The organism is Geobacillus thermodenitrificans subsp. thermodenitrificans DSM 465, assembly GCF_000496575.1.
Taxonomy (GTDB): Bacteria; Bacillota; Bacilli; order Bacillales; family Anoxybacillaceae; genus Geobacillus; species Geobacillus thermodenitrificans.
The window spans coordinates 74297-100397 of sequence record NZ_AYKT01000002.1; the positions used below are offsets into that span (position 1 = coordinate 74297).

Genomic DNA, 26101 nt, shown 5'->3' on the forward strand with positions numbered 1-26101 from the left:
ATGGCGAAAGCTGAACAAGATAAGGGGAGAAGCGGTAGCTTCTCCTTTTCCATGCCAAGGAGGATGAGCAATGAAGACAATCGCAGTCGGAACAAAAAACGAAGCGAAAGTGGCCGCTGTTCGTGCGGTGTTCGGAGGATCGCAATGGCGCATTGTTCCGATTGATGTGCCATCAGGCGTCTCCGCTCAGCCGCTTTCGGACGAGGAAACGCGGCGTGGGGCGATTCAGCGCGCCAAGCGGGCGCTTGAAGCCGCCGAGGCGGAGATCGGTATCGGGCTTGAGGGCGGCGTCATGAACATGGACGGGCAATGGTGGCTTTGTAACTGGGGAGCGCTCGTTGACCGAAACGGCATTACTGTCGCTGCCGGTGGTGCGCGTCTCGCCTTGCCGCCAGACATCGGCGCCGGGCTTGAGGCGGGGCGCGAGCTCGGTGAACTAATGGAGGAATATACAGGGCGGCGGAACATCCGCACCAAAGAGGGGGCGGTCGGTGTGTTTACGAACGGGCGCATCGACCGTGCAGCGATGTTTTCCCACATCGTTCAGCTGTTGGTCGGCCAATACGAATTGTTTTGTCAAAATGGCCCGTTCACGGTATGATAAAGGAGGACAGCTGGCGACGCCATAAAAACAAGGAGGCAGATTGATGAACAGCCGGCAAATGTATGAGACGATCAAGGAACGTCTCAACGCCCATCCGCATTGGACGTTTCACTTTGATGCCAAACATGATACGATGCGAATCGAAGATCACCGCACGAAAAAAGGGGTTACGATCTCGCTTCCCGGCGTGATCGCCAAGTGGCACGAACAAAAAGACGAAGCGGTGCGCGAAATTATTTATTACGTAGAAGAGACACTGAAAACAATGGAAGAAACAGCAACGCTTTCCGGAAACGAACGGAACATTTATCCCGTGATCCGGTCGACGTCGTTTCCGACTGAAACGAAAGAAGGCGTTCCGCTTTTGCACGATGATCATACGGCCGAAACGCGCATTTACTACGCGCTTGATTTGGGTAAAACCTATCGCTTGATTGATGAACAAATGATGGAAAAGGAAAAATGGAACCGCGAGCGGGTGAAGGAAATCGCCCGCTTTAACGTCCGTTCGCTGCCGACGCCGGTGAAAGAAGACCGCGTTGCCGACAACGTGTTTTATTTTGTCAACACGAACGACGGCTATGATGCGAGCCGAATTTTAAACGATGCGTTTTTGGCCGAAATGCATACACGCATGGAAGGAACGATGGCGATAGCCGTTCCTCATCAAGACGTGCTCATTCTTGCTGATTTGCGCAATGACATTGGCTATGATGTGTTGGCGCAAATGACGATGAGCTTTTTTGCCAATGGCCGCGTGCCGATTACGGCATTGTCCTTTTTATATGAAAACGGCAAACTTGAACCGATCTTCATTTTAGGAAAAAAACGGAGAACGTAGCGCACAAGGAGGAGTTAAGCGATGAACGTGTTTTACAATCGGGAAGGGCTCGGTGATGTATTGCTAGTATCGCTAAAGCCAGTGGCGGCTGAGGAGCGAGTGTTTACAAAGCAAGGGGATGTTGTCCGCATCATTTCTGAACGGACAGGCGAGACGGTCGGCTATAATATTTTTTCCGCTTCTTCGTATTATCCGTTTTCTGGCAGCGGTCCGCTTGAAGTGAATGAAGAACTGGTCAATGTCGTGAATGACATTTTGGCGAAAAACGGCTATGAAGAGCGGATTGAAGCCGATTTGTCGCCAAAATTCGTTGTTGGATATGTAAAGGAAAAGGAAAAACACCCGAACGCCGATAAACTGAGTATCTGTCAAGTCGATGTCGGCAACGAAGTGTTGCAAATCGTCTGCGGGGCGCCGAACGTTGCTGCAGGGCAAAAAGTCGTCGTCGCGAAAATCGGCGCGGTCATGCCAAGCGGGCTCGTCATTCAAGAAAGTGAGCTGCGCGGCGTCACCTCGCGCGGCATGATTTGCTCGGCACGCGAACTCGGATTGCCAAACGCCCCGCAAGAAAAAGGGATTCTTGTGCTCTCCGATGAATATGAAGTGGGACAACCGTTCACGTTTTAACGAGTCAATATGGGAGAGCTGGGCGATATTCAGCTTGAACGTCACTGGAACTGACTCCAGTGACGTTTTTTCCGACACTGAATGAATAGAAAGAGTGGAACGATCAATGAAATTTTGGAAACGATGGCTTCGTTTTTTTACAGATGAGGAGGAACACGAACGACCAACCAACAGAGAACGACTAGACCACAGGCCGGAACGCGCCGAGGCGAAAGTCGTGTACCAGTACCCGCAAGGCCGTTTCCGGTTTCCGCTCATTCCAGATGACCATTCCTTAGAGACTAAGAAGACGACAAGGCAAATAGTCGACGAGGAAAGCACGCTGAAGCCCCCACGCCGCCCATCTGTCGATACAGTGAGAGAAACGTCAGAAAAAAAGCCGTTCCGTCCGTCCGACGTGCCGTCTCCTATTTTTGGGTACCATAACAATAGGGAACAGCGGCAACGACTGACAGAACAAGGAATCATTGCCGCTAGGCGAACGGCAGAAAAAGCGAAGCAACGTCCTGAGGGCTTGTCCGCCGATGGACAAGCGAGCAGCTTGCCAAGTGAACAAGCTCTGTCGTCTCGCTCATCTGATTTCACCGATACCGCCGCGCCGCAAGGGACGTTGGAACAAACGACTCACAGCGCGAAGGAGGGAGCGGCGGCCGACCGGCAGACAGAAAAAGAGACTCAAGTCGATGCCGCAACCGTACAGATCGCAACGCCAGGCGCAGAAAAACGGATGAATGAAAACAGCGAGGGAGAAAATGAGCTTCGCAAAGCGCCGTTCACCGAGACAGCGGCAGAAGCAGAGGAGCTGCCTGTTGAGCCTGTCGAGGAATCACCTGTCCTTGACGAATCGGCATTGACGGAGACGGCAGCGGAAGCGAAGGAGCCGTCTGTTGAGCTTGTCGAGGGAACGTCTGCCTTTGACGAATCGGCATTCACGGAAACAGCGGCGGAAGCAGAGAAACCGTCCATTGAGCCTGTCGAGGAATCGCTTGTCCTTGACGAATCGGCATTGACGGAGACGGCAGCGGAAGCGAAGGGGCCGTCCGTTGAGTCTGATGAGGGCACGCCTGTCCTTGGCGAACCGACATTGACGGAGACAGCGGCAGAAGCAGAGGGGCAGCCTGTTGAGCCTGTCGAGGAATCGTCTGTCCTTGACGAATCGACATTGACGGAGACAGCGGCAGAAGCAGAGGAGCAGCCTGTTGAGCTTGTCGAAGAATCGCTCGTCCTTGGTGAACCGGCATTCACCCAAACGGCAGTAGAAGCGAAGGAGCCATCGGCTGATCCTATCGCGGAAGAGTCCGCGCTTGACGAACCATCATTCACGGAGACGGCAGCGGAAGCGAAGGATCCGTCCGTTGAGTCTGATGAGGGCACGCCTGTCCTTGGCGAACCGACATTGACGGAGACAGCGGCAGAAGCAGAGGGGCAGCCTGTTGAGCCTGTCGAGGAATCGTCTGTCCTTGACGAGCCGGCATTTACCGAGATAGCGATAGAAGCAAAGGATCCGTCCGTTGAACTTGTCGAGGAAGCTCCTGCTCTTGGCGAATCGGCATTCACTGAAATAGCAAAAGAAGCAGAGGAGCAGGTAGAAGGCATTTCGGCAGGGGATGACGATTGCGAAGGGAAAGCAGAAGCGGGGCAGGCAGTAATGAAAGGGACGACATGGACAGAAGCGCCCGTCTCGGAAGAAAAGGAAGTCCCGGAGGCGATGTCTGCGGCCGTGCCGACGATCGGTGAACCGGCGGCTGCTGAAATGAAAGAGGAACAGGCGCATGCGTCGCTTCGTCAGTCCGCATCCGTCGTTGAACCCGAGAGCGGCTCCCGTGAAGGCGGAGATGAACATGAAAACAGATTAACTCAACCGGATGACCGCGACGATGGACAAAAGGAAATGCAAGAGCTGCCGACGGAGAGCGGCAACAGGAATGCACGGGGGACTTCTAAAGAGGCTGAGAGAAGACCGCATTCCTCTTCGTCACCGGCTAGTGAAAACAGACGGGCGGCTGATCGCCATCGTCCGGAACGAATGCGCATTCCGTACAACGTCATGATGCTAAAGCAAGATCGGCGCAAGCTGGAAGAAAGAGCGGCCCGTCGCTCGAGCGGCTATTCGCTGCCGCCGTTGTCGCTCCTTCAGCCACCGGGAGAGGCAGCGGCCTGCGATGAACAATGGATTCGCGAACAATGCGCCCGTTTGGACCAGACGTTTGAAAGTTTCCATATTGGCGCTAAAGTCGTTCACGCCACGCAAGGCCCGACAGTCACGCAGTTTGAAGTGCAGCCTGATTTAGGAGTGAAAGTGAGCAAGATTACAAGTTTGACGGATGATATCAAACTAAGCTTGGCGGCGAGAGATATTCGGATTGAAGCGCCGATTCCGGGAAAACGGACGATCGGCATCGAAGTGCCCAACCCGTCGAGCCGCCCGGTGCAGCTGCGGGAGATTTTAGACAGCAGCGCGTTTCGCGAGCACCGTTCTCCGCTCACGGTCGCGCTCGGTCTTGATATTAGCGGAGCGCCGGTTGTGACGGACATCAAAAAAATGCCGCATGGACTCATCGCTGGAGCGACCGGGTCAGGGAAAAGCGTGTGCATGAACGCAATGCTCGTCAGCATGTTGTATAAAGCCGCTCCGCATGAGGTAAAATGGCTGCTTATCGACCCGAAAATGGTCGAATTGGCACCGTACAACGGCTTGCCGCATTTGCTCAGCCCGGTCATTACGGAGGCGAAGGCGGCTGCCGGGGCGCTCAAATGGGCGGTCCGCGAAATGGAGCGGCGGTATGAGCTATTTGTTCATGCGGGCGTGCGTGACATTGAAAAGTATAATGCTTATCTCCGTGCCCAAGGCAGCGGTGAACCGATCCTTCCATACATCGTGATTGTCATTGATGAGTTGGCCGATTTAATGATGGCCGCCCCAGCCGATGTCGAAGAATCGATTTGCCGGTTGGCACAAAAAGCACGGGCATGTGGCATTCACTTATTGATCGCTACCCAGCGGCCGTCGGTTGATGTCATCACCGGCTTAATTAAAGCGAACATTCCAACGCGCATTGCTTTTTCCGTCTCTTCTCAAATTGATTCGCGTACGATTTTGGATGCGAATGGAGCCGAGCGGCTGCTTGGTCGCGGCGATATGCTCTTTTTGGAGAACGGTTCGGCGAAGTCGGTGCGGTTGCAAGGCTGTTTTATTTCCGATGAGGAAATTGAACGGGTGACGGCGTATGTGAAGGCGCAACAAGGCCCTTCCTACATGTTCAGCCCGGACGAGTTTCGGCAGACGGCGGCGTTTAGTGAGGAAGATGATGAATTATTTGACGAAGCGTGTCGGTTTGTCATTGCGCAAGGTGGGGCATCCACATCGAGTTTACAGCGCCATTTCCGCATCGGCTACAACCGCGCCGCCCGGCTTATCGAGATGATGGAGGAGCAAGGACTGATTTCCGAAGCGCGCGGCAGCAAACCGCGTGACGTACTAATGAGTGAAGAAGAATGGACGCGTTGGCGGGAGAGAGGCGCGTTGCAGACGGATGGTTTTTCCTCTTCCGAACAGTAGTGTTTTGCCGACCGGCGTGCTATAATGGGGAAATGAGACAGTTGGTACAGTAGGATGAAATAAATGGCAAAAATAGATAAATATCATATACTGTCTTACAGAGAGACGATGGTTGGAGGGCTTAGCGATGACAGTTTACCATTTTGTTGGCATTAAAGGCACGGGGATGAGCGCGCTCGCGCAAGTGCTTTATGATCTCGGCTATACAGTGCAAGGATCGGACGTAGAAAAATGGTTTTTTACACAAAAGGCACTTGAAGAGCGGGGAATCCCGGTTTTGCCTTTTTCAAAAGATAATGTTCACCCGGGTTATACGGTCATTGCCGGCAATGCATTTCCGGACACGCACGAGGAAATCGAAGCCGCTCGTCAGCTCAGTGTTCCTGTCATTCGGTACCATCGCTTTTTAGGTGAGTTGGCAAGCAAGTTTACGAGTATAGCGGTGACCGGCTCGCACGGAAAGACGACGACGACGGGGCTGCTCGCTCATGTGATGCAAGGGGCGCATCCAACGTCGTATTTAATCGGAGATGGAACGGGAAAAGGGGAGCCGGGGAGCAAATACTTTGTATTTGAAGCGTGTGAATACCGAAGACACTTTCTCTCCTATTTTCCAGATTATGCAATTATCACGAACATTGACTTCGACCACCCAGATTATTTTGCCAATATCGACGACGTCTTTTCTGCTTTCCAGCAGATGGCGCAACAAGTGAAAAAAGGGATTGTCGCTTGCGGGGACGATCCGTATTTGCAAAATATTCAAGCCAAAGTGCCGATCTTGTTTTATGGGCTTGGCGAAGAAAATGATTTTCAGGCGCGCAACATCGTGAAAACGACAGAAGGAACAGCGTTTGACGTATTTGTGCGCAACACGTTTTTCGCCTCGTTTACCATTCCGCGCTTTGGCACTCATAACGTGCTGAATGCGCTCGCGGTCATCGCCCTTTGTCATTACGAGGGAATTGACGCTGGCACGATCGCTGCGCGGCTGCAAACGTTCCAAGGAGTGAAGCGCCGCTTTAGCGAAAAAACGGTCGGGCGCCAAGTGTTAATTGACGATTATGCGCATCATCCGCGCGAAATTATGGCGACATTGGAAGCAGCTAGACAAAAATACCCGGGGCGCGAAGTCGTCGCTATTTTTCAGCCGCACACGTATACGCGGACGCAAACATTTTTGAGTGAGTTTGCCGAAAGCTTGCAGCAGGCCGACTATGTTTATTTGTGCGACATTTTCGGCTCGGCGCGCGAACATCATGGCAAGCTGTCTATTCGGGACTTACAGGAGAAAATCCCGCGCTCGCAGCTGCTTGAGGAGCAAAACGTGTCGGTGTTGAAGCAGCATCGCGATGCAGTACTTGTGTTTATGGGTGCCGGCGACATTCAAAAGTTTCAACATGCATACGAACAGGCCGTTCTCTCCGCCTAACGGCCGATAGGAAGCAGGCCGTGATCAAGACGGCCTGTTTTTTATGGGAAGACGTTTACTCGTAAACGAAGCAAACGGAATGAGAAATGCGGTTCGTCTTCACTAGAGAAGGTCGGCAAAATTTCTCATTCTCTGCCGTGAATTCGTCGGGAAAGATGAAGAGCTGGGCAGGAAACAGAGGATGGGATGTCGAAGTTTGAAAACGGAGCAGAGCGGGTATAAAGAAGGACGAAATGCTTCAACAGGCAAGGGGGAAACAAGGTGGAATGGCTTTTGTATGCGAGCGCCGCGCTCATCGCTGTCGCTTTTTTGCTTCTTGCGGTTTACATAGCGAGAACGCTCATTGTTTTGCAGGAGACGCTGCGCCGGCTGACAGCAGCAGTCAACCATGCCGATGAACAAGTGCAGACGGTTGGGAAAGAAGTGACCCAGCTTCTCCATACGGCTAATAGCATCGCCGGTGATATGCAAAACAAGGCAGAAAAGTTAAACAATACGATCGAGGCGGTGAATGAAATCGGCGGCACCGTCCGATCGCTAAACCGCGCACTTCAGCAGACGGCAGCTGCGCTGTCGGCGAGGGCGAGCCAAGGGCAAGAAAAGTGGGCGAAAGCGCTGCGCTGGGCAAATGTTTTGCTTGATATATGGGAAAAATGGAGAGAAAGAGAACAACTGCGAGAAAAGGAGGGTATACGAAATGGCCAAAAATAATGGCGGATTTTTGCTTGGAGCGCTTGTCGGCGGCATCGCCGGCGCGGCTGCTGCGATGTTTTTGACGAGTGAAAAAGGGCGGAAGTGGCTGAACGACTTGAACAACTACGAGACATGGGAGCCGGTGAAAACGACAGCTACCGAATGGTTCGAGACGGCCAAAGAGAAAACGAAGGAAATCGCCAACTTCATCCCGCTGAAAACGGCTGAAGCGCCAGCTGGTGGGGAAAACATCGAAGAAACGACGATCCCGATTCCACCATCGGCAGATGAGACAGACCGCGAAACGCTCCAAAAGCTGCTTGAAGAAGCGGAAGCAGCGCTAGATGATGCTGAGCAAAACATGTCATACCGAAGAGAAATGGAGTGAAGACGGTGGGAATGGAGAAACTGGAGGCGATCGAACAGTTTGATCGCGTTATGCAAGAAATGGATCGCTTTTTATTCGTCAAACATAGCTTAACATGTCCGATTAGTCAAGCGGCGTTCCGTGAGTGTGAGAAGTTTGCCGCCGACCATCCGGAGCTGGCCGTCTATTGCCTATACGTTCAAGAGGCGCGCCCGCTTTCCAACTATATCGCGGAGCGAACGGGCGTTAAGCATGAGTCGCCGCAAGTGCTGCTGTTTGAAAACGGCCAAGTGGTTTGGCATACATCCCATTGGAAGATTACGTACGATGCGTTAAAAGCGCACACGGTCACCGCATAACCGCCTGCCTAGCGGGCGGTTTTTGCCAACCTTCTCGCTTTATCACTTAAAAGCGTTTAATCAAAAAAGCATTTTTTTCGTGACAACTGGGGTTTCATCCATTATAATAAAGACTAATTACAAAACTTAACCGTTCTGTCTCCGGATGAGGGGAAGCGCCTGACGGGCGGCTTGCCATCGTCCTGTAGGCGAGACTAGGAGAACGAAACATCGCACGATATTTGGCGAAAGGATGGGGGAAGCATGAGCAACGAGAGATTAGATGAGCTGCGGGCGAGAGTCGACGAAATCAACTTGCAACTGTTGAAACTGATCAATGAACGGGGACGGCTCGTCCAAGAGATCGGGAAAATTAAAGAAGCGCAAGGAACGCATCGCTACGACCCGGTGCGCGAGCGGAAAATGCTTGATCTGATTTCCGAGCATAACGATGGACCGTTTGAAACGTCGACGCTGCAGCATATTTTCAAGGAAATTTTTAAAGCGGCGCTTGAGCTGCAAGAAGATGATCACCGGAAAGCGCTGCTCGTCTCACGGAAAAAACATCCGGAAAACACGATCGTCGAAGTGAAAGGCGAACGGATCGGCGACGGCAATCAATATTTCGTCATGGGACCTTGTGCGGTAGAAAGCTACGAGCAGGTGGCTGCGGTCGCCGAAGCGGTGAAAAAACAAGGCGTGAAGTTGCTGCGTGGCGGCGCGTATAAACCGCGCACTTCGCCATATGACTTCCAAGGGCTTGGCGTCGAAGGACTGAAAATTTTGAAACGGATCGCCGATGAATTTGATTTGGCGGTCATTAGCGAAATCGTCACTCCGGCGGATATTGAGACCGCCTTGGATTATATTGATGTGATTCAAATTGGTGCGCGCAACATGCAAAACTTTGAGCTGCTGAAAGCGGCTGGTCAAGTGAATAAGCCAGTTTTGCTGAAGCGCGGTTTAGCAGCGACGATTGAAGAATTCATTAACGCTGCTGAATACATTATGTCGCAAGGCAATGGGCAAATCATTTTGTGTGAGCGCGGCATCCGCACGTATGAACGGGCGACGCGCAATACGCTCGACATTTCAGCGGTGCCGATCTTAAAGAAAGAAACGCACTTGCCGGTGTTTGTCGATGTCACCCATTCGACCGGACGTCGTGATCTTCTCATTCCGTGCGCCAAAGCGGCGTTGGCGATCGGCGCTGACGGCGTCATGGCCGAAGTGCATCCGGATCCGGCCGTCGCTTTGTCCGACTCCGCTCAACAAATGGATATTGCCCAATTCAACGAATTCATGGAAGAAGTTCGCGCTTTCCAACGCCAGTTTGTTCAGGCGTAAATCAGCCTCCCCTTTGGTTTCGGCCGAAGGGGATTTTTATCGTCTGCTGCGTGGCGGTGAAGCGGGCAGCGTTAGGGGAGGGGCCATTGCCTAGCGTCTGATGCGCATCGTGGAGAAGAGGTGTGAATATCGCAGCGGTTTGGGGCATAAAAGCGACAACTCAAGATGCGTGCATGCTCAACAGAAACGTCGATTAGAAGCGGGACAGTTGAAAAGCAGCCTCCGTTTTGTGTGTGAACACATGGGCGGCTGAGACGTGCTCGCTTTTCTTTCATTTTTGCGATGAAATTTGCTTTTTATCGAGATTGTTCAAACGCTTTTTGGGTAAACTATCCGTGAACGGTTTGTGAACAAAACAGCAAAATCATTGCCATTTCGTTGCGAGTTGGAGATAATGTATCGTATGATAGTTGTACATATATATATCGGAACTCTGGTAGGTTACCGGATTGAGTAAAAAGGAGTGAACGGAATGACCGTAACGATTTATGATGTGGCGCGAGAGGCGAACGTCTCGATGGCGACGGTCTCGCGCGTTGTGAACGGCAACCCGAACGTCAAGCCGTCAACAAGAAAAAAAGTATTGGAAGCGATTGAGCGGCTCGGCTATCGTCCGAATGCAGTCGCTCGCGGCCTCGCTAGCAAAAAAACAACGACGGTCGGGGTGATCATCCCGGATATTTCGAGCATCTTCTTTGCTGAGTTGGCACGCGGCATTGAAGATATTGCGACAATGTATAAATACAACATTATTTTAAGCAACTCCGACCAAAACAAAGACAAAGAGCTGCATTTGCTTAATACGATGCTTGCAAAGCAAGTAGACGGCATTTTGTTTATGGGTGGGACGATCACCGAGGAGCACGTCGCCGAGTTTCAAAAATCGTCTGTGCCGATCGTGCTTGCCGCAACGATAGAGCCAAACGAGACGATTCCATCAGTCAACATTGACTACGAGCAGGCGGCGTTTGAAGCCGTGACGTATTTGCTCGAAAGAGGAAATCGTCGCGTGGCGTATGTCACCGGTCCGACCGACGATCCGATCAACCAGCGGAAACTGGCCGGCTATCGTCGTGCGCTTGAGGAGCACGGAGTGCCGTACGACGAAGAACTCGTTGTTGAAGGCGACAACTCATATGATTCCGGTTTAGAAGCATATGAAAAAATTGCTGAGCTCGCCGAGCGGCCGACGGCGGTATTTGCCGGCACGGACGAAATGGCGCTCGGCATCATCCATAGCGCCCAAGATCAAGGAGTGCGTGTGCCGGATGAGCTCGAAGTCGTCGGCTTTGACAACACAAGGCTGGCGACGATGGTGCGGCCGCGGCTGACGACCGTCGTGCAGCCGATGTATGACATCGGCGCGGTGGCGATGCGGTTGCTGACGAAATATATGAACAAGGAACACGTCGACAACCATATCGTCGTCTTGCCGCATCGGTTGGAAGTGCGCGAGTCGACGAAATAAACAACAAGAAAAAGCGCCCGGATGGGCGCTTTTTTAATTGTCTTGTGAGCAGAAAAAACGGGTGAAAAACTGCCACATCATGAAGCTGCTCCACGAGCACAGTAGGCAAAGATGAGGCTGGCGGGAAGACGAGATGAACGATTGTGAAGTTTCTCGGTTTGAAAACACATGGCATTGGGCTATGTGTCCACTTCTTGAAGCAAAATAAGAGGAGGTGCTTTCTCTGCACCGCCTCTTGTTTGGCCAATGGAAACCGCGAATCCCCGCACGTCTGTAGCAGGAAGTAAGGATCAAGTGCCCGCGCGCCGCTGGCTGCGGATGAAATACAACGCTTTTTCCACCGTCTGGGCATTTTTTTCGCTAATTTCCGCTTTGCGTGGGATCGGTGCATACAAATTGTCCGGATCGTCCCATTCGAGCGGCAAGGAGACCGGGGAAAGTGGCTGCCATCGCTCGCGCCAAGCGGCCGGTAGAGGGCCAGAAATATCGGATTGTTCCGTCATTTCTAACCAAAGAAGCGCCCATGCCCGTGGGACAACGCGCCAAATGTCGTAGCCACCGCCGCCGACGGCGATCCAGCGCCCGCCGCAATATTCATGGGCGATTTGGTGGGCGAGCTTCGGAATGGCGCGATACGTTTTCATCGTTACCGACAAATGGGTAAGCGGATCGTAATAATGGGCATCCACCCCATTTTGCGTCACGATGACATCGGGGCGGAAAAAGTCAGCGATTTCCCGGAGTGCCATCGTGTAGGCATAAAGCCATGACTCGTCTTCTGTAAAGGCGTCGACCGGAATGTTGAACGAATAGCCGTAACCCGCTCCATGGCCACGTTCATTGACGTTTCCTGTCCCCGGAAACAAGTAGCGGCCTGTCTCATGAATGGAGAACGTGCAGACGTTTGGATCGTCATAAAACGCCCATTGCACCCCATCGCCATGGTGGGCGTCGGTGTCGACATACAAGACGCGCAATCCGTATTTTTCGCGAATGTATTGAATGGCGACCGCGCTGTCATTGTAGACGCAAAAGCCCGACGCCTTGCCACGGAATCCATGATGTAAGCCGCCGCCAAGGTTGAGCGCATGGTCGGCCTGTCCAGATAAGACGTAATCCACAGCCGTCAGCGTGCTGCCAACAAGGAGGGCGCTCGCCTCATGCATGTTCGGAAATATCGGCGTGTCTTCGGTGCCGAGGCCGTAGTTTGCCGCGGCGGTTTCCGAAAGCTCGCCGCGCCCGGCTGCCTTGACCGCTTCGATGTATGCCCGATCGTGGATGAGGGTCAGCTCCTCATCCGTCGCCATGCGCGGAGGGACGACGTGACGGTCGTCCAACGCGCCGATGGTTCGCAATAAATCGTAGGTCAGCTTGACCCGCAGCTGGTTAAACGGGTGGTCATCATGAAACTTATAACGGAGAAATTGTTCGCTATAAACAAATACGCACTTGTCGCTCATGATGTAACCCCCGGCAAGTTCGGCCATAACACCGTATAACCAGCCTTTTTCAAATCATGGATTAAGTTGATCGGGTTCATCGTTTGCACGCGAAACACTAAGATTTTATAGTTAGGGTCGCTGTCTGGATAAAGAAGGACGCTGGCGATATTGACGTGGCGGTTGGAGATGATGCTTGCCGCCTTGCTCAACATGCCGGCTTCGTTCGGCACTTTGATTTCGATTTGCGACCCAGGCTGGTGGGCGCCGGTCAGCTGAATGAGCGTGTGCAATAAATCTGTTTCGGTTATAATGCCAACGAGCTTACCCCCGTTGACGATCGGCAGGCAGCCGATCCGGTGCTCGTAAAAGAGTGCGGCGACTTCTTCGACGAAATCGAGCGGGTGGCCGACGATGATGTCTGTTTTCATAATGGTGCTGACCGGTTTTTGCAAGTCTTCAAGATGTTGGTGAAGATGAAAAATCGATGGGCTGGCGTCGCGCAAATCGCGGTCTGTCACAAGGCCGATTAAATGTCCTTCCTCGTCGATGACCGGGAGATGGCGGATGCGATGATGGCGAAGCAACTGCAGCGCTTCGGCGATCGTATTCGTGGCACGGAGCGTGATCACCGATGTTTTCATGACTTGTTCAACAATCATATGTCTCCCCTCCCCTTTGTGTATCGCGTGTTTAGTACATATACCGGTTCATAAAGCGAAGCCGGTCAAACCGTTGAATCGATTCCGGATCGACTCGTTTGCCGATGCGGACCATTAGGCAGTTCGCCGGATGAGAACAAATTTCCGGGTCGTCGGTCGCGTACCAGACGAGCCCGCCGGCGTTCATCATTTTCTCCATTACTTTTCGGTATTCCCATACGTTTAGCCCGGTTCCTTTTAAATCCCAATGCCAGTAATACTCAGTTGTAATGATAATATAATCTTCCATCGCATCGTCCATCATGGAGACGATCAATAAATTTTTTCCAACACCAAAACCACGAAATTCAGGGATTACTTCAATGGCACCGAGCTCGATTAAATTTTCCATCTTTCCTTCGGACCAACGTTCAAGCGGATCTGGATATAAAAACGTGACATAACCGACGATGGTTCCACCGCGACGGGCGATAATGATCCGCCCTTCCGGCAGCTTGGCGATCTCGATTAATGCTTCGTGTTGTTTGGAGGGCTGGCGGAATGAAGTTAAGTCAGGGTGAAATTCGTAGCTGGCCAATGCTTCCGGTGTTACCGGTCCTTCGATGAGAAGCGTCCCTTTCGGTGTTTTCAGCTCTTTGGCGTTATACGTTTTTTTATGTTCCATTCGGTCACCACCTGAATCACTCAATCTTCTTTCATTATACATAAAAATGGCCTTAGTAATCGCAGTTCAAAAAAATTTCAAAAAAATAGGCGACGGGAATATTTTAAAAATTGAGAAATCAATTATTATCTACTATAATAAGTAATGTAACCACTTACATAAGGGGGATCGGAGAATGAAAACGGAACTGCTACCCGTCGTACAAGGGGATTACAACTTGAAAAACTACGAGGAAGCATACGAACAATTTGAATGGACGGAAACGGAAAAGGCGTTTTCTTGGTATGAAACTGGACGAGTCAACATGGCGTACGAAGCGATCGACCGCCATGCCGAGTCGTTCCGAAAAAATAAGGTGGCACTTTACTACCGTGACGCTGTGCGGAATGAGAAATATACGTTCAAAGAAATGAAGGAGCTGTCCAACAAAGTTGCCAACGTCTTAAAGCAGGTGGCCGACATTGAAAAAGGCGACCGCGTGTTTGTGTTTATGCCGCGTTTGCCGGAACTGTATTTTACGGTGCTTGGCATCATTAAAACCGGCGCTATCGTCGGACCGCTGTTTGAAGCGTTTATGGAAGGAGCGGTACGCGACCGTCTAGAAGATAGCGGAGCGAAAGCGATCGTCACGACGCCGGAGCTGTTGCCGCGTGTGCCGGTCGGCGACCTTCCGGAACTGAAGTACGTCTTTTTAGTTGGTGACGATATTGTTGAAGAAGGGCCGTACATCGATTTGAAAAAGCGGATGAATGAGGCGAGCAAACACTTTGACATCCAATGGGTGGATCGTCAAGACGGCCTGATTTTGCACTATACGTCCGGCTCGACCGGCAAGCCGAAAGGCGTTTTGCACGTCCATAATGCGATGATCCAACACTATCAAACAGCGAAATGGGTGCTTGATTTAAAAGAAGATGACATTTATTGGTGCACAGCCGATCCGGGTTGGGTGACCGGGACGTCATACGGCATTTTCGGTCCGTGGCTGTGCGGAGCATCGAGTGTGATCGTCGGAGGCCGCTTCAGCCCGGACGCTTGGTATCAAACGATTCAAGACTTCGGTGTCACCGTCTGGTACAGCGCACCGACGGCGTTCCGCATGCTGATGGGCGCGGGCGATGAAGTGGTGAAAAAATACGACTTAAGCTCGCTCCGCCATGTGTTAAGCGTCGGTGAGCCGCTCAACCCGGAAGTCATCCGCTGGGGACTGAAAGTGTTCGGCCGCCGCATTCATGATACGTGGTGGATGACGGAAACAGGTGGTCATCTCATTTGCAACTACCCGTGCATGGAAATTAAGCCTGGTTCGATGGGGAAACCCATTCCAGGCGTGCAGGCAGCAATCATCGATGATCAAGGGAACGTCCTGCCGCCGTATCGGATGGGCAACTTAGCCATCAAAAAAGGTTGGCCGTCGATGATGAAAACGATTTGGAACAACCCGCAAAAATACGAATCGTACTTTATCGGCGATTGGTATGTGTCCGGCGACTCGGCTTACATGGACGAAGACGGCTATTTCTGGTTCCAAGGGCGCGTGGACGATGTGATCAATACATCGGGCGAGCGCGTCGGCCCGTTTGAAGTCGAAAGCAAGCTCGTCGAGCACCCGGCTGTTGCTGAAGCCGGCGTCATCGGCAAGCCGGACCCGGTGCGCGGAGAAATCATCAAGGCGTTCATCGCGCTCCGTGAAGGATACGCGCCGTCAGAAGAGCTGAAAGAAGACATTCGCCAGTTTGTGAAAAAAGGGCTTGCTGCCCATGCCGCGCCGCGCGAGATCGAGTTCCGCGACAAACTGCCGAAAACGCGAAGCGGAAAAATTATGCGCCGCGTCTTAAAAGCGTGGGAGCTCAACTTGCCGACCGGCGACTTATCGACCATGGAAGACTAAACACGAACATAGGCGCCCGGAATGTTGCGCTTTCCGGGCGCTTTTTCTTATAGCGTCAGATGATGCAATGCTCCGTCAGTTGTTCGCCATTCATACAACTCCGTGACGGAAAAAGATAACGGGAGACGTAACGGTTGAAAAAGTGGGATGACAAGGCATAAAAGACGAGCGAGAGGAAGTGGAACGAACGACCACGAGTATATAGGCGGCGAAAGGAGGTTCTCCTGCCGGTCGAAAAATAGGTGCCCGCTCATAAAAAAAGGCTTTCCAACTGTTTGGTTGGAAAGCCTCATAATATTTATCTAGAAGAAGATGGGGGAGCTTCGCTATTTTCCGCGTTGTCCGCACTAGCGGGCGAATTGGCCGGCGGGGAGGACTGGGCGGCCGGCAGTGCGACTTTGCTTGATGGTGCTGATTCCCGGCCAGCAATATCGACAGCGGTGACGTAATATGTTGCTCCCGGTTTGAGATCGGAAAAGGAAGTCGTTTCCCCCGCTTTGATGATGGCGACGATTTGCCGCTTTCCGGTTTCGCTTACCTGATAGACGCGGTAGCCGATGACATCGCGCTCTCCGTGGCGAGCCCAGACGAGCTGATTGTCATTCAGGCGGGCGGCCGGTGGGGCGGGCACGCGTCCATTGTCTTTTAAGGTGGAAACAACGAACGCATCGCCGACCGATGTCTTTCTATTGATTCCCCACTGATCGAGCAATTTTGGATTGACAACGACCTCGCGGGTGACAAACTCTTCCGGCGTCGTCTCGAGCGCTGCATACCGATGCTCGCCAATGACGACAACCCGACCCTCGATCAAATAGTCATCGCTTCCTTGCCGCGGCGTAAACTTTGTATTGTATAAATCATAGCGAACGAGTCCAGCTTTTTTACATGCCGATGACGGGCTGAATCCACTCGTGGCACAATACGCGCGGCGAACGATGCCGCCTGGCATTAAAAACCGTTCCGACGGATTGATGAGTTTCGGTTTCACACGATGGGCGGCATTCATCAATTGCGCCCATAACAGCTGAGTGCGTTGGCCGTAGGAAAACCCTTTGTAGCGCGACTCAAGCGACGCTGGACGATCGTAACCGATCCAAACGCCGAACGTGACGTTCGGATTAGTGGCAACAAACCATGAATCGCGATTGTCTTGCGATGTTCCCGTCTTGCCGGCCCAGTCAGCAGAAAACGTCAAGTAACGCCGCACTGAAGAGGCGGTTCCACCGCGCAGCACGTCACGCATCATATCGATCATTAAATACGATGTTTGCGGAGAAAAGACGCGAACCGGTTTGCTTGTATGTTGATAAATGACTTTTCCGTCTTTGTCGGTAATCTTTTCGATCATATACGCATCGACAAATGAGCCGTAATTGGCAAAGGTCGCATACGCATTCACGTTTTCTTCGACGGTGACACCGATATTCGTCCCGCCGATCGCTAAAGCCGGATGTTTTTCTTCTTCCTTAGCGACGCTGGTAATCCCCATTTTGTGCAAATAGTCGACCGGATGGCGGTTTTGGATTTTCGTATAGACCCGAACAGCCGGGATGTTGTACGAATGTTGAAGCGCGCGCCGCGCTGTGACAAGGCCGTGCGTTTTTCCATCCGCATTTTTTGGCTTATACGAACCGATCGAAAGCGGAAGATCAGGAATGATCGAGCCGGGCTGAATGACGCCCATCTCCATCGCCGGTGCGTACACTAAAAGCGGCTTCATCGTTGAACCGTTCGAACGGTACGCCTGGGTGGCGTGATTTAACTGCTCGCGCTTGTAATCACGGCCGCCGACAAAGCTGATGATTTTGCCGGTTTTGTTTTCGATGAGCATCGCCCCGACTTCGACCGGCTGGCGCTTGGCGATCCGTTTCCCTGTTTTTGTGTCTGTCACATAATACAACCGTTCGTTGCCGTAATACGGGTAGTTGGCGGCCACACGCTGCATTTGCTCATAAATCGCTTTGTCGATCGTCGTATGGATGTGCAAGCCTCCTTGCCGCAACATTTTTTCCGCTTCACCGACATAGCGGCTGTATAAAGCAGCATCGCGTTTCAGCTCTTCCGGCTTGTGGCCATCGCGTTTAGCGAACGTTTCCGCAAGCACGTCTTTGGCTCGTCTTTCGATTTCCATTGTTAAAAACGGATAGCGCTCAAACGGTGTCGGTTTCGGAGCGGCGAAATGCTTCGTCACATCGTAGGCGAGCGCTTCTTTATACTGCTTATCAGAAATATAACCAGCGCGCTTCATCCGGTAGAGCACTGTTTTCATCCGTTCCAATCCGGCCGATATATCTTGTTTGCGGCTCCCATCAGCGGTAAACGGTGTATAGACGAACGGGTTTTGCGGCAAGCCGGCTAAAAACGCCGCTTGGGCGAGATTGAGTTCTTTGGCGTCAACGCCAAACACTCCTTGGGCGGCGGCTTGGATGCCGGCGATGTTGCGGCCCGATGAACTGCGGCCGAACGGAACAACGTTTAAGTAGGCCTCTAAAATTTCTTCCTTGGAAAAAAACCGTTCCAAGCGCATCGCCAATAACATTTCCTTCGCCTTGCGTTCAAACGACACTTCACTGGTCAGCAGCTGGTTTTTGACGAGTTGCTGCGTAAGCGTACTGCCGCCGCTTTTGATCGGTGAATTGGTCACTTCTTGAAATATAGCGCGAATGACAGCCTTGGGAACGACGCCGTCATGCTCGTAAAAATGCTCATCTTCCGTGGCGATCACCGCCTGCACAACGTACGGGGAGACGTCGGCAAGGCGCACCGACTCGCGGTCGAGATCAGATCGGAATTGGCCTAAATAGATGCCGTCAGCAAAATACATATGGCTCGTTTCTTCATAGCTGTAAATCTCATTTTTCAGTTGGTCATGGGACGGAACCTCCATATCTTTCACCAAAAAGGCAAAATAGCCGGCACCGATGCCCACGGCAAAACAAACAAGACAGAGTGTGGCGATGAGCAAAATAAGGATGACATTCCAGACGACGTCATATGTAAGGGAAAAATAGTACCACACTTTTTGTAAAGAAGCTCGAAACCGTTTTTGTTCCATATCGGGCCCCCTATAATGGCAAATCATATATATAAGTATAGCATACTCGCATGTTCTGTTGCGGGATTTTGTCGCTTTTTCGCCATTTGTGGCGAAAAAAGCCGGAGTTGACAGTGAGTGTGCTGGTATGGTAAAAGAATGTATATATTCATACCGACAAAGCGATGACGGGAACAAGTAGCGGTTGTCTCCCTGGTGCAGAGAGCTGGCGGGTGGTGCGAGCCAGTCCATAGGCAAACGTGAATTACCTCCCCGAGCAGCGATGGTGAACGGCTTTGTCGCCTAGTAGCCGTCTGCCGGCATGCGCCGTTACCGAAATGAGCGAGAAAGCAACATGCTTTCTAAGTAGGGTGGTACCGCGACGAACACTCGCCCCTTCATGCAGGGCGGGTGTTTTCTTTTTTGACGACATTCATTAAAGAGGTGAGAAAAACATGAACCTGCTTGAAGAACTGCAATGGCGCGGACTTGTCAATCAAACGACGGATGAGGATGGGCTTCGAAAGCTCCTGAATGAGGAGAAGGTGACGCTTTATTGCGGGTTTGACCCGACAGCAGACAGCTTGCATATCGGCCATTTGGTCACGATCATGACCTTGCGTCGTTTCCAACAGGCGGGGCATCAACCGATCGCCTTAGTCGGCGGCGCCACCGGGTTGATCGGCGATCCGAGTGGCAGAAAAAGCGAGCGCACGCTCAACGCCAAGGAGACGGTCGAGACGTGGAGCGCCCGAATCAAAGCGCAACTCGAGCGGTTTCTTGATTTTGAGGCTGAGAGCAATCCAGCGAAAATCAAAAACAACTACGACTGGATCGGGCCGCTTGATGTCATCTCGTTTTTGCGTGACATCGGCAAGCATTTCAGCGTCAATTACATGCTTGCGAAAGAATCGGTGCAGTCGCGCATTGAAATGGGCATTTCGTTTACCGAGTTCAGCTATATGATGCTGCAGGCGTACGACTTCCTCAACTTGTACGAAACGGAAGGTTGCCGACTACAAATCGGTGGCAGCGACCAATGGGGCAACATCACGGCGGGGCTTGAGCTCATCCGCAGAACGAAAGGTGAGGCGAAAGCATTTGGTTTGACGGTTCCGCTCGTGACGAAAGCCGATGGGACGAAGTTCGGAAAAACGGAAAGCGGCGCGGTTTGGCTCGATCCGGAAAAAACGTCGCCGTATGAGTTTTACCAGTTCTGGATCAACACCGATGACCGCGATGTGATCCGTTACTTAAAATATTTCACGTTCTTGACAAAAGAAGAGATCGACGCGCTTGAACAAGAGCTGCGCGAAGCGCCGGAGAAGCGGGTGGCGCAAAAAACGCTTGCTTCCGAAGTGACGAAGCTCGTGCATGGCGAAGAGGCGCTCAATCAAGCGATTCGTATTTCAGAAGCACTCTTTAGCGGCGACATTGCCGAACTGACGGCTGCGGAAATCGAGCAAGGGTTTAAAAACGTGCCGTCGTTTGTCCATGAAGGAGGCGACGTCCCGCTCGTCGAGCTGCTCGTAGCTGCCGGCATCTCGCCATCGAAGCGGCAGGCGCGCGAAGATGTTCAAAACGGTGCGATTTATGTCAACGGCGAGCGCATCCAAGATGTCGGCGCTGTCTTAACGGCCGAACACCGTTTGGAAGGGCGGTTTACCGTGATCCGCCGCGGCAAGAAGAAGTATTATTTAATCCGCTACGCTTAAACAAAAAAGCTCCGAAATGCATCGGCATTTCGGAGCTTTTTTTGCGCATTAACGCGAGTAGAACTCAATTGTTTCATCTCACTTGATATATCAGTGTTTAAAAAACCTTCTTAAAAATTACCTCAATCAAATTCATTTTCTCCATTTGTTGAAACAGAAAGAAGAAGTTATCATCACGATTCGTGCACTTGGAAAGTTGTTAGGCTTCACTTCCGAACAGGTTTGGCACCAGTTTGTGATCAGGAATTAGTTTTCCAAGGGCTTGTTCCCTGAATGTTCTTGACACAACTGTCGTTGTCGAGCACTTGACTTTGCCATCAAGTGGGGCAGCACCAGCTGGCCAAGCGTGGACAACACCGTGTGTATGCGATCGTGGACAGTTTGCCGCTTAAGCTATATCATCCATTCCGAATGGATCGCACCAAACGGTTTCGTAGAGAAGCGGATATTGGCTATTGTGCTTCGAAAAAGATCGTTTTCAAACTTTATCCGCAGATCAGCAATCAAGGAGTTCCGATGGGATACGCCATCAATGAAGCATCTTGTGTATGATCGGGTGCCGCTGAAACCATCATAGTGCAAATTCTACATCCATAAACCTAGGTGGACAAAGAGTACATCAGCCAAAAACTACAAAAGGAGCTGTACAAAGAGCATCGAGTTGCTTTTTGAGTGCCCGTTCGAAAAAATGAGCGAATTCGCCAATCCATCTCATGGAAACAGCGGATGAAATGAAAATGCAAAGTGATTGAAACCGTGTTTTCGATTTTCAGCGATTTGTATTGGCTCATCGAGATTCGAGCGAACTCGATTTCGGGATTTGAAACGGCACTCGATGGGATTTTACTGGCTTACTCCTTTGTTGTTCTTCGGTTAGTTGAGTGTTAACGCTCCACTAGCACCAGGGGGATATAAATAATGGTTATAAGATTGAGAAAATTAATATTATTACTAAAATAAGTGATATAATATTGTTCAAGAGAATGCACATTAGAATAAATTGATTAAAAGTGGGGGATGTAAATGGTTCCAGACCTTAAACATATCAATCGGTTTCCAATGAATAATCAACATATGCTACAGCATGAATGTGTTTACAAAATAGCATTAGATCATTTATACGATGGTGTTTTCATTACAGACAACGAATGTAAAATTCTTTACGTTAATGAAGCGTATACAAAAATGTCAGGTCTTAAATATGAAGATGTTGTCGGCCATTATGTGGATGATTTAGAAGCAAAAGGTATATTTAAAAATTCTACTTCACCTCATGTTCGAAGGGAAAACAAGATTATTAGTTCCATTGGAAAGGCAAAAGATGGAGTAGAAATGTTAATTACAGGAAAACCGATATATGATGAAAACAATGAACTCATCTATGTAGTGGTTAATCAGAGGGATATTTCTGATTTAGAAATTATGAGGCAAAAATTAATAGTAACAGAAAACAAAATGGCAGTAGTTGAAAAAGAAAGAAAAAAGAAGGAAGAAGAAAACGAATATTATAAAAAACAATTTTTCAATAATACTGGGATTATTGGAGATAGCGAAGAGATTCGTGATGTAATCTATTTAATTAATAAAATTGCCCCACTAGATGTTACTGTTTTAATTACTGGAGAGAGCGGTGTAGGAAAAGAAGTCATTGCAAATGAAATTTTCCAAAAGAGCTCGAGGAAGAATAAGCAGTTTATTAAAGTGAATTGTGCTGCAATTCCTACTAATTTGTTAGAATCTGAGCTTTTTGGTTATGAAAAGGGGGCTTTTACTGGTGCAGACAAAGCCAAAAAAGGACTTTTTCAACTCGCAGATGGTGGTACCATTTTTTTAGATGAGATAGGGGACATTCCATTAGAAATTCAACCAAAATTACTGAGGGCTCTGCAACAAAAAGAGGTTGTTCCTGTAGGTGGAACCCAAATTCAAAAATTAGATGTTCGAATTATTGCAGCAACAAATAAAGATTTGTCTCAACAAGTAAAAGAGGGAAAGTTTCGCAAAGATTTATATTACCGATTAAATGTTTTTCCCATTGAAATTCCGCCCTTAAGGGAGAGGAAAAGAGATATATATGCCTTAGGTGAATACTTTTTAAAACAATATAATAAAAAGTATGGAAAATCAGTGGTTTTATCTTCCGAGGCATATTCATTGTTGATGAATTATGATTGGCCGGGTAATGTGAGGGAGTTACAGAATATTATCGAAAGATTAATTATTATTTCTGATGACCAAACAGTGATTAATAAAGATCAAATTGAGAAAATTATGTTTCCAAACACAATGTTAGATATCACAAAATCCGAAAAAGGATTAAAAGAAATTATTCAAGAGATTGAAAAAGAAATATTAATAGATGTATTAAAGAATACAGGAACTACTAGAAAAGCGGCAAAAAAATTAAAAATAGACCAATCCACATTAGTAAAAAAGCTAAAGAAATATGGAATAAATATTGATGAAATACGTCATCAAAGCTGATGATTCTTTTCATAATGAAAACGATACCATAAAAGCTATGAATATATGTAAAAAGTCCCTGTTTTACATAATAGAAAAATAAGTGATGAAATATTTCATCACTTATTTTTTTTGAAAGTACGAAAACACCTGTCTTAAAGCGTTTTTCATTTGGCACGGTTATTGCATTTCTTATGAATGAGAAAATGAAAGGAGTGGTATTTTTGGACAAAGTAATTATTACAGCAGCTTTGACAGGTGCATTTCCTGCCAAGGACAAAAACCCAAATATTCCATTAACACCTCAAGAAATTGCAGATGACGTTTATGAAGTTTGGAAAGCAGGTGCAGCCATTGCCCATTTACATATGGTGGATGAAAACGGGCAAGGCACGATGAATAAAGAAAGATTTGCAGAAACTGTTGAACTTATTAAAGAAAAAAATATTGATATCATACTAAACCTTACAACATCCGGGGATTTAAATGCAACAGATGAAGAACGAATGGCTCATTTGATTGAACTTAAACCGGAAATGGCATCGTTTGATGCAGGAACGATGAACTGGATGCATAAAACCGTATTTTATAACACCCCTCCTTTTCTTGAAAAATTAGGTAAAACGATGATTGAAAATAATGTAAAGCCAGAAGTAGAAATATTTGATGCAGGTATGCTTTACAACGCTTTATATTATGTGAAAAAAGGGGTTTTAAAAGAACCTGTTCACTTTCAATTTGTGCTGGGTGCACCGGGCGGAACTGCAGCAACTGTAGAAAATCTAGTATATTTAAAGAGTTTACTTCCTGAAAATTGCACGTGGTCTGCATTTGGAATCGGAAAAGGTCATTTGCCAATTCTTTTTGCAACTCTAGCATTAGGTGGACATATTCGTGTAGGAATGGAGGATAATATTTATTATTCAAAGAATCGAATTGCCAAATCAAATGCAGAGTTTGTAGAAAGGGCAGTAAGAATCATTAAAGAATTCAACAAAGAACCTGCTACACCGGATGAAGCAAGAGAAATTCTTGGTTTAAAAAGTTAAATTTTTGTAAGTGTCTAGAAGAATAAAATTAGAAATTGATTTATGTAAAAAAGGAATCAACCAAATTGAGTCCATGTGAAACTCCATTTTAAATTATCAGACTGAAAAGGAGGTAAATAGTATGCTTATTGCTCTTTTAAGTTGGCTAGGATCAATTTTAGTATCACTATTATTAGGTACGTTTTTATGTTACCGGATAGAAAAATCAGGTGTTGAACGCTGGGGAGCTACAGGTAAATTATTTAAATGAAGGGGTGATATGTGTGTTTTGGTACATTTTTGTTTTTGTATTATATACATTTTTTATAATTGTTTTGAACCTAAGAAGTCTTAAACAAGTCGAGACTTTTGCGGATTTTACTACTGGCGGGCACAGAATGGGATTATGGGTTGGTGTATTTACCACGGTTGCAACATGGGTCAGTGTAGCTTCGGTAATGGGAGTACCTGGTTATTTATATAGTAATGGTGTGTCTGCTATTATTGGCTGGATAGCTGGATGGTTTTTAGCAACAGCATTTATCCCGATTGTTGCTTATAAAGTTAGAAGACCGAAAAACCCTCCAAGGACTTTTCCTGAGTTTATCCATCTTCGGTATGAACCTTTCCAAAAGAGAAGTCCGCTTAGAGCCATTGTAGGATTGTTGATGTCAATAGGCTACTTTATATTTGTACATTTACAAGTGGTTGGATTTGGGATTGTTTTTTCAACGATTACGGGAATTCAATATGAAATAGCTTTATTTGGTTTCTTATTCTTTTTATTGTTTACAAGTATAGGAGGATTCTGGTCAGTTTCTGTTACGGACTCTGTTAATACCATAATCATTGTTTTAGGTGTTATACTTGGTGCTTTTGCTGTATTATATTCAACTGGTGGATTTGTAAATATTTATGAAAATTTAGCTACTACAACTGCGCCTACGTTCGAAGGTGGAGAAAGTCTTCCAAAAGGACTTTTATTATCACCTGTTGGCGGATTTGGATTTGGTGCACTTTGTTCCATTTTCCTATCGAACGCATTAGGTGCCATTGTGTCGCCACACTGGGTGACTAGAATGATGGCACCAAAGAATGTAAAAACTGCAATTTTACAAATGATGTTATCAGTTCTTATACTAACTTTAATATTTATTCCGTTAATCATTATTGGTTTAGGTGCAAAAATGCTAATACCAAGTTTACCGGCTGGGCAAACAACTGATTATATTATGCCAACCGTTATTACAGAATTTGCTCACCCGATAGTTGGTGCATTTACACTAGTTGCATTATGTGCTGCAGCGATTTCTACTGCAAACTCAATGCTTTTACATGCAGGAACATCAATATACTATGATTTGTATCGAAATTTATTTCCCGATAAGGATTTTCATGATGAAAAGGGAAAAAAACAGCTTCGCTATTTAGTCTTAACCCTTGGGTTCTTAGCAGTGCTTAGTGCAATAAAACCACCAGTACTACTGGCTATGGGATTTACTTATGTATATGGGGCATTTGGTGCAGTATTCTTCTTTGTTGTGTTATTAGGATTATATACAAAACGTATGAATCGTCTTGCTGCTTACGCAAACGTTATTGTGGGGCTTGTAGCTTTCATTATTGCACATATTGTTGGAGCCACAAATCCATTCTTAGTTTCTTTAGTTGTATCTTTTATCGCAGTATTACTATCTATTATTATCGGGAAAAAGTCACCACTTGAAGCATACGAGCCGTATTTTGAGGTGGAAGTAAGTCCGTCTACAGAAAAGGTATTAAATATTATTCGCAATGAAGGAGCAGATGGTTCTACAGACATACTAGCAAACGACTCAATAAATCACGAGGTAAAGGCATAATTGTAAAATGACTATTATCTCAGTAAAGAAGCATAAATCATGATCCAGATCTTATAACATTTAA

Annotated in this window: 20 protein-coding genes, 1 pseudogene and 1 other annotated feature; of the genes and pseudogenes, 17 read left to right on the plus strand and 4 right to left on the minus strand. The window is 48.6% G+C overall.

Annotated features, from left to right (window positions below; translation table 11 throughout):
• Nucleotides 1-70 precede the first annotated feature (70 nt).
• From DSM465_RS0102805 to ccpA, 10 genes are all read left to right on the plus strand, one after another.
• Nucleotides 71-601 carry a DUF84 family protein gene (locus DSM465_RS0102805; protein ID WP_008880924.1) on the plus strand — a complete coding sequence of 177 codons (531 nt, stop codon included), beginning with the start codon at nucleotides 71-73 and terminating at the stop codon, nucleotides 599-601.
• A 46-nt stretch (nucleotides 602-647) separates the two neighbouring features.
• The gene (locus tag DSM465_RS0102810; RefSeq protein ID WP_008880923.1) at nucleotides 648-1445 is read left to right on the plus strand and encodes a DUF1444 domain-containing protein; all 798 of its coding nucleotides are present in this window, start codon (nucleotides 648-650) and stop codon (nucleotides 1443-1445) included.
• A 21-nt stretch (nucleotides 1446-1466) separates the two neighbouring features.
• Entirely contained in the window at nucleotides 1467-2072 is a 606-nt protein-coding gene (gene ytpR, locus DSM465_RS0102815; RefSeq protein WP_008880922.1) for a YtpR family tRNA-binding protein, read from the plus strand.
• Nucleotides 2073-2178: 106 nt separating this feature from the next.
• Nucleotides 2179-5631 (plus strand): DNA translocase FtsK, encoded by a 3453-nt coding sequence (locus DSM465_RS18120; RefSeq protein ID WP_035498108.1) that lies wholly within the window; start codon nucleotides 2179-2181, stop codon nucleotides 5629-5631.
• A 127-nt stretch (nucleotides 5632-5758) separates the two neighbouring features.
• Nucleotides 5759-7063, plus strand: coding sequence for a UDP-N-acetylmuramate--L-alanine ligase (gene murC, locus DSM465_RS0102825; protein ID WP_008880920.1), 1305 nt, complete (start codon nucleotides 5759-5761; stop codon nucleotides 7061-7063).
• Between the two features lie 261 nt (nucleotides 7064-7324).
• Nucleotides 7325-7774, plus strand: coding sequence for a DUF948 domain-containing protein (locus DSM465_RS0102830; protein WP_008880919.1), 450 nt, complete (start codon nucleotides 7325-7327; stop codon nucleotides 7772-7774).
• Nucleotides 7761-8144 carry a YtxH domain-containing protein gene (locus DSM465_RS0102835; protein ID WP_029760595.1) on the plus strand — a complete coding sequence of 128 codons (384 nt, stop codon included), beginning with the start codon at nucleotides 7761-7763 and terminating at the stop codon, nucleotides 8142-8144. Before DSM465_RS0102830 ends, DSM465_RS0102835 begins: the two co-directional genes overlap by 14 nt.
• A gap of 5 nt (nucleotides 8145-8149) precedes the next feature.
• Nucleotides 8150-8482, plus strand: a complete 333-nt coding sequence (ytxJ, locus tag DSM465_RS0102840) for a bacillithiol system redox-active protein YtxJ (RefSeq protein ID WP_029760596.1) — start codon at nucleotides 8150-8152, stop codon at nucleotides 8480-8482.
• Between the two features lie 243 nt (nucleotides 8483-8725).
• On the plus strand, nucleotides 8726-9808 hold the full coding sequence (locus tag DSM465_RS0102845) for a bifunctional 3-deoxy-7-phosphoheptulonate synthase/chorismate mutase (protein WP_008880916.1): 1083 nt from the start codon (nucleotides 8726-8728) through the stop codon (nucleotides 9806-9808).
• A 472-nt stretch (nucleotides 9809-10280) separates the two neighbouring features.
• Nucleotides 10281-11276 carry a catabolite control protein A gene (gene ccpA / locus DSM465_RS0102850; protein ID WP_011887988.1) on the plus strand — a complete coding sequence of 332 codons (996 nt, stop codon included), beginning with the start codon at nucleotides 10281-10283 and terminating at the stop codon, nucleotides 11274-11276.
• A gap of 290 nt (nucleotides 11277-11566) precedes the next feature.
• Here the strand turns inward: ccpA and DSM465_RS0102855 are convergent, their stop codons facing one another.
• The 3 genes from DSM465_RS0102855 to DSM465_RS0102865 are packed head-to-tail and all read right to left on the minus strand — an operon-like array spanning nucleotide 11567 to nucleotide 14041.
• Entirely contained in the window at nucleotides 11567-12736 is a 1170-nt protein-coding gene (locus DSM465_RS0102855; RefSeq protein ID WP_008880914.1) for an acetoin utilization protein AcuC, read from the minus strand.
• The gene (locus tag DSM465_RS0102860; protein ID WP_008880913.1) at nucleotides 12733-13377 is read right to left on the minus strand and encodes an acetoin utilization AcuB family protein; all 645 of its coding nucleotides are present in this window, start codon (nucleotides 13375-13377) and stop codon (nucleotides 12733-12735) included. The genes DSM465_RS0102855 and DSM465_RS0102860 overlap by 4 nt, the downstream gene beginning before the upstream one ends.
• A gap of 31 nt (nucleotides 13378-13408) precedes the next feature.
• Complete coding sequence (locus DSM465_RS0102865; RefSeq protein WP_008880912.1) at nucleotides 13409-14041, minus strand: GNAT family N-acetyltransferase; 633 nt, start codon at nucleotides 14039-14041, stop codon at nucleotides 13409-13411.
• Between the two features lie 175 nt (nucleotides 14042-14216).
• Between DSM465_RS0102865 and acsA the strand changes: the two genes are divergently transcribed.
• Entirely contained in the window at nucleotides 14217-15932 is a 1716-nt protein-coding gene (gene acsA / locus DSM465_RS0102870; RefSeq protein ID WP_008880911.1) for an acetate--CoA ligase, read from the plus strand.
• Nucleotides 15933-16230: 298 nt separating this feature from the next.
• On the opposite strand, the gene DSM465_RS0102875 is transcribed toward acsA, so the two are convergent.
• Complete coding sequence (locus DSM465_RS0102875) at nucleotides 16231-18990, minus strand: transglycosylase domain-containing protein (RefSeq protein ID WP_011887986.1); 2760 nt, start codon at nucleotides 18988-18990, stop codon at nucleotides 16231-16233.
• A 155-nt stretch (nucleotides 18991-19145) separates the two neighbouring features.
• Nucleotides 19146-19370 (plus strand) — a binding site (T-box leader).
• Nucleotides 19371-19424: 54 nt separating this feature from the next.
• On the opposite strand from DSM465_RS0102875, the gene tyrS reads away from it, so the two are divergent.
• The 6 genes and pseudogenes from tyrS to DSM465_RS0102900 all read left to right on the plus strand — a co-directional run bounded on the left by tyrS (nucleotide 19425) and on the right by DSM465_RS0102900 (nucleotide 26037).
• Nucleotides 19425-20684, plus strand: a complete 1260-nt coding sequence (gene tyrS, locus DSM465_RS0102880; protein ID WP_008880909.1) for a tyrosine--tRNA ligase — start codon at nucleotides 19425-19427, stop codon at nucleotides 20682-20684.
• Nucleotides 20685-20811: 127 nt separating this feature from the next.
• Nucleotides 20812-21572 (plus strand): annotated as a pseudogene (locus DSM465_RS18125) (IS982 family transposase); the annotation flags it as partial.
• Nucleotides 21573-21707: 135 nt separating this feature from the next.
• Nucleotides 21708-23168, plus strand: a complete 1461-nt coding sequence (locus tag DSM465_RS0102890) for a sigma-54 interaction domain-containing protein (protein WP_011887985.1) — start codon at nucleotides 21708-21710, stop codon at nucleotides 23166-23168.
• Nucleotides 23169-23362: 194 nt separating this feature from the next.
• Entirely contained in the window at nucleotides 23363-24196 is an 834-nt protein-coding gene (locus tag DSM465_RS0102895; RefSeq protein WP_011887984.1) for a BKACE family enzyme, read from the plus strand.
• Nucleotides 24197-24317: 121 nt separating this feature from the next.
• The gene (locus DSM465_RS20050; RefSeq protein WP_008880905.1) at nucleotides 24318-24446 is read left to right on the plus strand and encodes a hypothetical protein; all 129 of its coding nucleotides are present in this window, start codon (nucleotides 24318-24320) and stop codon (nucleotides 24444-24446) included.
• Nucleotides 24447-24459: 13 nt separating this feature from the next.
• Complete coding sequence (locus tag DSM465_RS0102900) at nucleotides 24460-26037, plus strand: sodium:solute symporter family protein (protein WP_051358512.1); 1578 nt, start codon at nucleotides 24460-24462, stop codon at nucleotides 26035-26037.
• The last annotated feature ends 64 nt before the right edge of the window (nucleotides 26038-26101 follow it).

Coding starts and splice junctions, on each gene's coding strand:
- tyrS (WP_008880909.1), top strand. CDS start 19,425: ATGAACCTGCTTGAAGAACTGCAATGGCGCGGACTTGTCAATCAAACG.
- DSM465_RS0102875 (WP_011887986.1), bottom strand. CDS start 18,990: ATGGAACAAAAACGGTTTCGAGCTTCTTTACAAAAAGTGTGGTACTAT.
- ytpR (WP_008880922.1), top strand. CDS start 1,467: ATGAACGTGTTTTACAATCGGGAAGGGCTCGGTGATGTATTGCTAGTA.
- acsA (WP_008880911.1), top strand. CDS start 14,217: ATGAAAACGGAACTGCTACCCGTCGTACAAGGGGATTACAACTTGAAA.
- ccpA (WP_011887988.1), top strand. CDS start 10,281: ATGACCGTAACGATTTATGATGTGGCGCGAGAGGCGAACGTCTCGATG.
- DSM465_RS0102835 (WP_029760595.1), top strand. CDS start 7,761: ATGGCCAAAAATAATGGCGGATTTTTGCTTGGAGCGCTTGTCGGCGGC.
- DSM465_RS0102890 (WP_011887985.1), top strand. CDS start 21,708: ATGGTTCCAGACCTTAAACATATCAATCGGTTTCCAATGAATAATCAA.
- DSM465_RS0102810 (WP_008880923.1), top strand. CDS start 648: ATGAACAGCCGGCAAATGTATGAGACGATCAAGGAACGTCTCAACGCC.
- DSM465_RS0102845 (WP_008880916.1), top strand. CDS start 8,726: ATGAGCAACGAGAGATTAGATGAGCTGCGGGCGAGAGTCGACGAAATC.
- DSM465_RS20050 (WP_008880905.1), top strand. CDS start 24,318: ATGCTTATTGCTCTTTTAAGTTGGCTAGGATCAATTTTAGTATCACTA.
- DSM465_RS0102855 (WP_008880914.1), bottom strand. CDS start 12,736: ATGAGCGACAAGTGCGTATTTGTTTATAGCGAACAATTTCTCCGTTAT.
- DSM465_RS0102860 (WP_008880913.1), bottom strand. CDS start 13,377: ATGATTGTTGAACAAGTCATGAAAACATCGGTGATCACGCTCCGTGCC.
- DSM465_RS0102865 (WP_008880912.1), bottom strand. CDS start 14,041: ATGGAACATAAAAAAACGTATAACGCCAAAGAGCTGAAAACACCGAAA.
- DSM465_RS0102805 (WP_008880924.1), top strand. CDS start 71: ATGAAGACAATCGCAGTCGGAACAAAAAACGAAGCGAAAGTGGCCGCT.
- murC (WP_008880920.1), top strand. CDS start 5,759: ATGACAGTTTACCATTTTGTTGGCATTAAAGGCACGGGGATGAGCGCG.
- DSM465_RS18120 (WP_035498108.1), top strand. CDS start 2,179: ATGAAATTTTGGAAACGATGGCTTCGTTTTTTTACAGATGAGGAGGAA.